Consider the following 1439-nt stretch of genomic DNA (forward strand, 5'->3'; position numbering starts at 1 on the left):
GTTAGTTTTTACCCAATAAGGAAGAATAGTGAGATATTTAAAGTTCGTGCTTTTACCCTGTGTTTTGTTTTTTGTTGGGTGTGCCTCTAATAATATGAAGCAAGCCGAGGCTGAGGCGTCACAAGCTAGCTTTAGCCCCAAAAGGCACATCATACAAACCGCTAGTTTAACTTTGTCGGTTGAAAATATAGATGAAAAAGTTAATGCTTTGTCCTCCCTAGTCGAGGGGTATGGCGGGTATGTGAAGTCAAATAACCGGTATACCGAAAAGCGAGCGAACCTTAATATAAAGATACCTTCATCTAAGTTGGATATATTTATAACTGAGATATCGAATCTAGGTAAGGTTACATCCAATTCAACTAGCTCCAGAGATGTTACTGATCAAGTTATAGATATCGATGCTCGAATGAAAAACTTAATCGTCTTACGCGCCCGATATAGAGAACTACTTGGTAAAGCCAATACCGTTAAAGAAGTAGTTTCGATAGAAAAAGAGCTATCCAAAATACAAACGGAAATCGATACAATCGAAGGTCGCAGAAAATCACTATTAGATCAGGTTGCAATGTCATCGGTTAATGTGACGTTTGAACAGAAGACTATATACGGTCCCCTCGGTTACATAGGTAAAGGTTTAATGTGGGCAATTGGAAAGTTGTTTGTAATAAAATAAAACTAACAAGGCGCTCCATTTGACCTCCGGGCGTTGTCGTCTTTTGTGCATAAAAGCCGCACAAAAATCGCCAACAGCCTCCGGCAAATGAGCTTGGCGTTAGCAATGCATGCACTCATGGAATTATTATGGATATTGAATAGAACCTACTTAGACAGGCATGCCAAAAAGAAAATGATACTAAGTTTTATCGACTATTGTATCGCCATGCTAAAACAATCGCTAATAGCCCATTAATTCAATAAAAGGCATAAAGAACCCAAGCTAATAACATGGGGTTATTGGGTTGGGCAGGAGTGATGGTGGGTAATGCGGAAAGGGGTTATTGCGGGTGGTTGTTTAGGCAGCGCGCTTGGGCCTTTGCCTGTGTTTGGCGAATAAGGCCTGATACTCACGCTCAAAGTGCTGTGTTTGTAATAGCCAAGCGTCAATATCGATATTTAGGCGGTCCAATATGGGCGGTAAGTGTGTGGCTATAGCGCCTCGCTTGTCATCACGAATAGCGCGACGACGTGAAGGGATTCACTAATGCAGCGGGAGCAGGATGCTCAAGAGCTGCCCGTCCAATCGACTAAATCAATATAATCGGCTAGGCCAAAAATAATCCCTGATTGCTCAGTATTTTTAAGGCTACCTTCAAAGTTAAGTAATGGCTTAAGGGGAAGGTCAAACTGGCGAATAGACTGCAAAGTGGTTTGCTGCTTAACCGCTTCGCCTAAATTAAAGATGGGGTTAATGCGTTCTTTGATGCTGGTATATTCTG

General features: G+C 41.7%; 1 protein-coding gene and 1 pseudogene. One reads left to right on the plus strand and one right to left on the minus strand.

Annotated elements, in window-relative coordinates:
• Window positions 1-94 precede the first annotated feature (94 nt).
• Window positions 95-676, plus strand: a complete 582-nt coding sequence (locus tag AC438_RS02665; RefSeq protein ID WP_053979738.1) for a DUF4349 domain-containing protein — start codon at window positions 95-97, stop codon at window positions 674-676.
• A 548-nt stretch (window positions 677-1224) separates the two neighbouring features.
• On the opposite strand, the pseudogene AC438_RS16930 reads toward AC438_RS02665, so the two are convergent.
• Window positions 1225-1439 (minus strand): annotated as a pseudogene (locus tag AC438_RS16930) (transposase); the annotation flags it as partial.

This window comes from Marinagarivorans algicola (genome assembly GCF_001292705.1).
GTDB lineage: Bacteria > Pseudomonadota > Gammaproteobacteria > Pseudomonadales > Cellvibrionaceae > Marinagarivorans > Marinagarivorans algicola.

Coding starts and splice junctions, on each gene's coding strand:
- AC438_RS02665 (WP_053979738.1), top strand. CDS start 95: ATGAAGCAAGCCGAGGCTGAGGCGTCACAAGCTAGCTTTAGCCCCAAA.